Genomic DNA, 4,118 nt, shown 5'->3' on the forward strand with positions numbered 1-4,118 from the left:
ACGCCTTGAAGGTCGCGCCGCCCGTCTTCGCAAGCACCTTCGTGATCGCCGCAGTCAGAGACGTCTTGCCATGGTCGACATGGCCGATCGTCCCGATGTTGCAGTGCGGCTTCGTACGCTCGAATTTCTCTTTACCCATCGACGTGGTTTCCTGTCGTCTCGTTCACGTGAGCCTCAGGCCGGCCCAGCTTGCACCGCGACCTCGCCGCGAGAAGGTTCCGCCTCGCCGGCGGCGCGATGCCCAATAGATGGAGCGGGTGAAGGGAATCGAACCCTCGTATTCAGCTTGGAAGGCTGCTGCTCTACCATTGAGCTACACCCGCACGCTGACGTTCCGTCGAGATGGTGGAGGGGGTTGGATTCGAACCAACGTAGGCTAAGCCAACGGATTTACAGTCCGTCCCCTTTAACCACTCGGGCACCCCTCCGTAATCCCGGCAGAGCGTCAAGCGTTCAGGATCATCCACGGGACCGGCTGGTCGGCCGGTTTTCCGTGGCGCGTGTTATGGAGACCTTGCCCGGCGCTGTCAACGCCCCTCGGAGCGCTATCAACCCCTTGATCGAAAGGACCTGTGAGCAGCCGTTGCCGCGCTCCGGGCGCACACCTATAAGCGAAGCATGAGCAAGGATTCAGAGAAGCGCCCGCGTGGCGGACGACCGCCCGAGCGCCGCCGCGAGCGGCGGTTCGCCCCCGTTTCCCCCGGCGATCGACGCCCCGACCAGCTGTGGCTCTATGGCATCCACGCCGTCGCCGCGGCGCTCGGCAACCCGCGCCGGACGATCCTTCGCCTCGCCGCGACGCCGAACGCGCTCGCCCGGCTGAAGGAAGAAGGCGCGCCCCTCCCCGCGACGGTCGAGGAGACGGAGAATCGCGCCCTCGACCGGCTGGTGGGTGACGGCGCCGTGCATCAGGGCGTGGCGGTGCTCGTCGAGCCGCTCGATTCGCTTCCGCTCACCATGCTCGGAGACGCACGGCTCATCGTGGTGCTCGACCAGGTGACCGATCCACACAATGTCGGCGCGATCATGCGCTCCGCCGTCGCCTTCGGCGCCGAAGCCATCGTCACGACCGGCCGCCACGCGCCGACGGAGACCGGGGTGCTCGCGAAATCCGCCTCGGGTGCGCTCGAATGGATCAATCATGTCGAGGTGCCGAATCTCGCCCGCGCACTCGCTGAACTCGGCGAACTCGGCTTCACCCGGGTCGGACTCGACAGCGAGGGCGACGCGACGCTCGAGACCGCGATGGGCGGTGAACGCATCGCGCTCGTGCTGGGCGCCGAGGGCAAGGGTCTGCGCCGCCTGACGCGCGAGACCTGCGACACCGTCGCGCGGCTGGACATGCCGGGCGTGATCAAGAGCCTCAACGTGTCGAACGCGGCTGCTCTCGCCCTCTACGTCGCCCGCCGCCACCTGGACACGCCGGCGGCCTGAGCCGCCGGTTCATTTCACGGCGCTGGCGGTGCGTCAGGAGGTCTTCGGAACCACCGCCTTCGCCTTGCCGGCCTTGCGATTGAAGTAGAGTTGCCGCAACTGGGCGAACTGCTGGCGCGGACGCTCGAACAGCGCGAAGACCAGCAGGTAGAAGATGCCGATCGCCGCGAGCCCGACAGCGATGGCGAGGAAGGGATTGGCCACAAGGGCCACGGCCGCGAGCCCGAGGCCAGCGGTCGGCACGGCAATGCTGCCGAAGAGCAGGATGCCGTTGCGCATGAGCTCGCCGATTCGCACGCCGCTGACCTTGCCGGCCCACCAGAGCTGGATCGCCCAGAGCAGTGCATAGCCGGAGGCGACGCCGATCGCGACGCCCGCTCCGCCCCAGGGGAGCCCCGCCAGCATCATCAGCATGATGATCGGCTGCGTCACGAGATAGAAGCGGAACTGGTGGCCCGTCAGGCCCCGTGACACGAAGATCCAGTAGGAAATCTGGCCGAGCGCGCGGAAGATGCCGCCGATCGCCAGCGCCTGGATCACCGGCACCATTCCCATCCAGTTCGCGCCGAACAGGATCAGCACCAGCGGATGGGCGAGGCCGCACATCACGCCATAGATCACCGAACAGACAAAGCCCGACACCGACTGCCCGGTCAGGAGATAGTTGAGGTAGCGCTTCTCGTCGTCGGACACCTGGCTGAGGATCGGGATCGCGACACGGCTGAGCGGAGCGGTCACCTGCTGGATCGGCAGCATCGCCACCTGATAGGCGCGGGCATAGATGCCGAGTGGCGCCGGACCCCAGACATAGCCGATCGAGATGTTGTCGACGTTCTTGGTGAGATAGGCGATGGTCTGCGTGCCGGCGAGGCCGGCACCGAACCGCGCCAGATGCCAGACGGGCGCCGATCGCTTCGGCAGGCCCGGCCACCAGCGTGCCAGAAGCACGACCATCACTAGTCCGGTTCCCGCCATCGTGAGCTGCTGCGCGATCAGCGCCCAGAAGGTCGGCGACGTGTACGCGACCAGCAGTCCCGCCAGAAAGCCGAGGAACTGCGGCACGATCTCGGCAAGGCTGAGCGCCGAAAAGCGCAGATTGCGGTTGAGTTCGGCGCGGAATTGGGTGGCAACGCCGTTGAGGAAGAATGTCAGCGACGTCCAGATGACGATCGTGCTCAGCACCGGTTCGCCATAGAAACCCGCGATGGCACCGCTCAGCGCACAGACGATGCCCGTGAGCAGCAGCCCGAACAGCGAGTTGATCCAGAAGAGATTCGACTTCTCGTCGCGCGACAGCGTCTTCGCCTGAACTGCCGCGACCGACAGGCCGAAATCACGCACCAGCTCCGCGAAGCCGGTGATGGCCAGCACCATGGCCAGAAGGCCGATGTCGCGCGGAGCGATGATCCGCGCGAGAACGACGACGGTCAGCAGCTGCAGGACGACGCGGCTCGATTGCCAGAACAGCGTCACCACTGCGCCGCGAGTCGCTGAGGATGCGAGACTCACAGGAGGCCAGGTCCCCTAATCGCTTCGTTTGCCGGTGGCATTGTGCCACCCTCGATCGCCGACGAGATCACGCCGCCCGAGCGGCGTCCTTCGCCTTTCCCGGAACGCCGGTCGCGCCCGCGACGGCCCGGAGCCGCTCGCCCATCCACCGGATCTGAGCCCGCGCCAGGAGGCGCGCCGCGGCGACCTCCTCTGAGCGCGAGGCGGCCTCGCGCAGAAGCGCCAACTGTCCGTCGCGATCAAGCCCCGACATGTTGACGCTGGCCTTTCGATAGCCCACGGCGTCGAAATGCCGGCCCACCGTGCGCTCGTTGCGATCGAGATAGCAGAGCGGGATCGCAAGCTCGGTGAAGGCGAGAATGAGAACATGCAGGCGATCGCTCAACACCAGCCTGGAGCGGCGATAGAGACGGCGCAGGCGAAGCTCCTGCTCGCGATGCGACTCGTCGCCCCAGTCAGCGAAATCGCCACCAAGATCGGCGGCGAGCCGCCGGCCGGTTTCGCTGTCGCGGCGCACCTGCGTCACGATCACGGGCTTCAGTCCCGCCTCATCCGCGAAGGCCCGCACGCCATCGAGCCAGACCTTGTCCGGGTAGGGACGGTCGCCGCGCAGCGAGATCGCCAGCACGTCGCGCACCTCGCTCTCGGCCATCTCCTCCCGGGTCGGCCCGGCATCGTCGAAGCCCCAGTCAGGCATCAGATCGCCGAAGCCGAAACGCGCCTGCGACACCGGATCACGCCAGGCGACGAGCGCATGATATCGGAACACCGCTCCGAGGGCCCTCGTCCAGAGGGACGGATAGCTTCGGGCTCCGATGCCAAGCTGCACCACTGCGCCACCGCTCTGCACGATCTTGCGCATCAGCGGCAATTGGCGCGCGGCGTTGATGACCCTCCGCGGCTCCACCTGCACCTCGCCGGGCTTGGAGACATAGATGATCGGTCCAGCGGACATGGCCCGGTCCCGGGCTTCGTTCCATTCGTGAACGCTCCGGTAGACGGTGTCGTCCGGATCCAGCGCCAGTGCGTCGATGAAGCCGTCGCAACAGCCGGCCAACAGCACGTGCAAACGGCCGATGCCGCGAAGTTCGTCGAGCAGCCGGCGGCGGAGGACAACGTCGCCGATATTTTCATCCTGTCCCGTGCAACTGACGAACAGAAGACGCTTTGGCAAT

4 protein-coding genes and 2 tRNA genes are annotated in these 4,118 nt (G+C 66.4%); 1 reads left to right on the forward strand and 5 read right to left on the reverse strand.

The window, feature by feature from the left end:
* The 3 genes from ACOJSF_RS06340 to ACOJSF_RS06350 all read right to left on the reverse strand — a co-directional run.
* On the reverse strand, positions 1–139 hold a 139-nt coding region (locus tag ACOJSF_RS06340; RefSeq protein ID WP_420141380.1), incomplete at its 3' end, for a GTP-binding protein.
* Between the two features lie 110 nt (positions 140–249).
* Positions 250–323: transfer RNA gene (locus tag ACOJSF_RS06345), tRNA-Gly, on the reverse strand.
* A 20-nt stretch (positions 324–343) separates the two neighbouring features.
* A tRNA-Tyr gene (locus ACOJSF_RS06350) sits at positions 344–428 on the reverse strand.
* Positions 429–618: 190 nt separating this feature from the next.
* Between ACOJSF_RS06350 and rlmB the strand changes: the two genes are divergently transcribed.
* A complete protein-coding gene (gene rlmB / locus ACOJSF_RS06355; protein WP_420141377.1) occupies positions 619–1,434 on the forward strand; it encodes a 23S rRNA (guanosine(2251)-2'-O)-methyltransferase RlmB in 816 nt (271 codons plus the stop codon).
* A gap of 33 nt (positions 1,435–1,467) precedes the next feature.
* On the opposite strand, the gene ACOJSF_RS06360 is transcribed toward rlmB, so the two are convergent.
* Together ACOJSF_RS06360 and ACOJSF_RS06365 are read right to left on the reverse strand one after the other, a co-directional pair.
* Positions 1,468–2,943: a lipopolysaccharide biosynthesis protein gene (locus ACOJSF_RS06360; RefSeq protein ID WP_420141378.1), complete on the reverse strand. Its 1,476-nt coding sequence runs from the start codon at positions 2,941–2,943 to the stop codon at positions 1,468–1,470.
* A gap of 67 nt (positions 2,944–3,010) precedes the next feature.
* A partial coding sequence (locus tag ACOJSF_RS06365; RefSeq protein ID WP_420141379.1) for a hypothetical protein occupies positions 3,011–4,118 on the reverse strand: 1,108 nt, incomplete at its 5' end.

This window comes from Sphingomonas sp., from assembly GCF_048594985.1.
Classification (GTDB): Bacteria; Pseudomonadota; Alphaproteobacteria; order Sphingomonadales; family Sphingomonadaceae; genus Sphingomonas_I.